Source organism: Dyadobacter sp., from assembly GCF_051859145.1.
In the GTDB taxonomy this organism is placed as follows: Bacteria; Bacteroidota; Bacteroidia; order Cytophagales; family Spirosomataceae; genus Dyadobacter.
On the sequence record NZ_JBHYGF010000451.1, the window covers coordinates 1 to 3,097 of the forward strand.

Below are 3,097 nucleotides of genomic sequence, written 5' to 3' on the forward strand. Positions count from 1 at the left end.
GGGGTCCAAAAATCGTTTGTTCTTCGAGAGAACAATTATCTGGGGAGAAGGGACCGTAATTACCAACCTGGCGCAGGATCTGCTCAATCAGATCCATTTATCGGCTATTTCCAGGGAATTCTCTCATTGAAATACCAGTTTTCCAATTGAGTCCATATTAACTAATAATTCGATTTATAATGTAGTCGCTTAAAACGTCCGATCGGAGCGACAGATCTAAACCATAATGGGGTAGGGGAAACTTATCTTGTGAAGAGCATTTTGCACTCTGAAAAATTGAAAACTTCTCAAATTGTCATCTCACAAATCAACGTCTCATATTTATGTAGCGTCCTAAAAAAAGTTTACAGTTTCGAAGTGAATTTGGTAGTTCACGCCGTTGGCTGACTTTGTGATACAGCTAATGTTTCAAATATGAAGACGTTTAAGCAAGCGATGCACTGTGGTTCGGTGCCATTGCTCACCATCGTTTCGAAACGTCTCAACACCTCGCCGGTTCAACTCGTCGGAGATTCCTCGAACGGTTATAAAACCCTCTGTCTTCAATTTGTTAATGATCGGCTGCATCGTTTCCGCAAACTGATCAGCCGCTTTCGAATTCTTTTTGCTCTCGATTTCCCGGCCGTGTTTACCCAACTGCACACCGCGGCGCTTCGCAGCCTGCAATGCCTCTTTCGTCCGAGTACTAATCTGCTTCCGCTCATGCTCAGCAAATGCTGCTAGTAAATGTATCATTAAGGGATTTGCATGTGGGTTATCGACTGCCAGAAACTCAACCTTGCTCTCCATTAAGTTGGCAATGAAAGCCACATTCCGGCCCAGTCGGTCCAACTTCGCAATGATCAGCATCGCTTTCTCTTTTTTGCACAACGATAAGGCAGCCATTAACTCTGGCCGCTCATTCTTCTTCCCGCTCTCGATTTCAGTAAATTCTGCTGTGACTTGGTAGCCTTGATGTTGTGCGAACAGGTGCACTGCTTCATGCTGCGCTTCCAGGCCCAAGCCACTCTTTCCCTGGCGATCTGTTGATACTCGAAAATAGGCAACGGCTCTTTTCATACGGTTAAAAGTAGTGATTTATTGGCATTTTGTCCACATGTATACGGACGTATGTATGTGGACAAAACAATTCAAGAATTTACCCACGGGGGTGTGCAACTTTCCTAAAAGTCTTTGAATGTGTCTTCTGAGCTTTGAATCGTGGTTGTTCGCATTGTCGAAAATACTTAGCATACCCTACGACTACTTTGCTTGCTGGTTCGGTCAATGGGTGCGCATTGCCTGTCCTACGGATTAAAACAGGCCGGCAGTAATTTCATCTCAGAAGTTTAAACTAAGAAGTCATGGAACCAGAGAGATTGGTAAGTTCAGAAATAATTGAGAATATAGAAGTCAATTTACGTAACCCTTCCCTAAAAGCTAGCCGTATTCACCGGAAGGATTTCAGGATATTCCTTCTTTTTGCTGTATTCGTAATATTAGCAGTTGTTGTAGCAGCTATTTTAATTGCGAAATACCTTGCACCACATATAGAAAGTGTAGCAATCGGCAGAGTATTAATAATGATAGGGAAAAAGTGGTTTGGCAACGCAAGTTCTGGACCATAACCAAAATCATTTAAGTCCACCGTACACTAATAGAAAAATTTCTATTGAATATCTTGCTTAATAGAAAAATTTCCAAGTAGGAGCTTTATATTGCGCAATTAATAGAAAGAATTCCGATGATAAGATTACAGGAAGTACTTTTTGGGTCTTCAAACAAGACAGAATCTGCCAAAATCAGCGCTTTGGAGAAAAAGGGAGTTATCCGTAAAATAGCTCCTCGCATTTATACGTCAAACCTAGAAGAGCAGCCCGAAGTTATTATAAAAAGAAATTGGTTCAGAATACTATCCAACCAATTTCCAGGTGTAATCCTAAGTCATCGTAGCGCATTGGAATTTGTTCCAGCTAATGGTGAGCATATATTTGTGACGTATACCTATACACGTAAGAATCGGTTACCTGGTCTTACAATCCACTTTCAGCAAGGCCCTCCCCGGCAGGAAAATGACAATGTATTTTTTGAAAATTTATACGCTTCGCAGGAAGCACGGGCATTTTTAGAAAATATGCAGGAAACCCGAACTAGAGAGGATCTTTCAAAAACTCTTTCAATCTCAGAAATTGAGGAAAGGCTTGACCTGATTATTAGATCCAGGGGGGAAGATGCTGTCAATGTTATACGAGACAATGCTAGAAGCTTGGCCCCAGCCTTGGGGATGGAAAAAGAATTTATTAAACTTAACAATTTGGTAGGGACGCTTTTGACAACGGGTGATTCTAAAAGTCTTCATTCCCCCATCGCCATAGCACGGTCATTAGGAGATCCTTTTGACCCTACAAGAATTACATTATTCGAAATATTGTATGCAGCTTTGAGCGGCCGAACATTCCCGGCTTATCCTGACAAAAACTTCTCATTAAAAGCTTATAGAAACTTTGGCTTTTTTGAAAGCTATTTCTCAAACTATATCGAAGGGACAGAATTTGCTGTTAATGAAGCTCAGCAGATTATCCAGACTGAAACACCGTTGCCTGAACGCGATGAAGACTCTCACGATATATTGGGCACTTATCAAATCGTTTCAGATCGGCACGAAATGGCGATAACTCCCAGTTCACCCAATGAACTTTTACAACTGTTGCGAAGCAGGCACGCCACATTGCTACGAGCACGACTATCTAAAAAGCCCGGACAGTTCAAGGACAAAAATAATCGGGCTGGCAATACGGAGTTTGTAGACTGGCAGTTGGTGGCCGGTACTTTAAAAAAGGGGTTTGATTGGTATTCGCTACTAGAGGTTTTTCTTACAAATGGGCGAAAACATACGCTAAGGAACTATGTTTTTAGTTTACCGATATAATTATACGACATAATTATACACGGTTCCGTAAGCAATTCCGAGCTGCTTGGAAATCTTGTTCATCGAAAGCCCTTGTTTTTGTAGTTTAAAAATTTCCTGTTGCTGTTGGATAGGCAATGGTGGCCGTGAAATACGTTTCCCCTGTGCTTTTGCCCTGGCCATGCCGGCTTTTACCCGCTGGCTGATCAG

At 41.9% G+C, this 3,097-nt stretch carries 3 protein-coding genes and 1 pseudogene; 2 read left to right on the forward strand and 2 right to left on the reverse strand.

What is annotated here, in order from left to right; translation table 11 throughout:
* Positions 1-408 precede the first annotated feature (408 nt).
* Positions 409-1,059, reverse strand: a complete 651-nt coding sequence (locus tag ACTIE6_RS21655) for a recombinase family protein (RefSeq protein ID WP_138368433.1) — start codon at positions 1,057-1,059, stop codon at positions 409-411.
* A gap of 284 nt (positions 1,060-1,343) precedes the next feature.
* On the opposite strand from ACTIE6_RS21655, the gene ACTIE6_RS21660 reads away from it, so the two are divergent.
* Together ACTIE6_RS21660 and ACTIE6_RS21665 are read left to right on the forward strand one after the other, a co-directional pair.
* Positions 1,344-1,607 carry a hypothetical protein gene (locus tag ACTIE6_RS21660; RefSeq protein ID WP_138368434.1) on the forward strand — a complete coding sequence of 88 codons (264 nt, stop codon included), beginning with the start codon at positions 1,344-1,346 and terminating at the stop codon, positions 1,605-1,607.
* Between the two features lie 116 nt (positions 1,608-1,723).
* Entirely contained in the window at positions 1,724-2,908 is a 1,185-nt protein-coding gene (locus ACTIE6_RS21665; protein WP_439558617.1) for a hypothetical protein, read from the forward strand.
* Here ACTIE6_RS21665 and ACTIE6_RS21670 read toward each other — a convergent pair.
* Positions 2,909-3,097 (reverse strand): annotated as a pseudogene (locus tag ACTIE6_RS21670) (recombinase family protein); the annotation flags it as partial.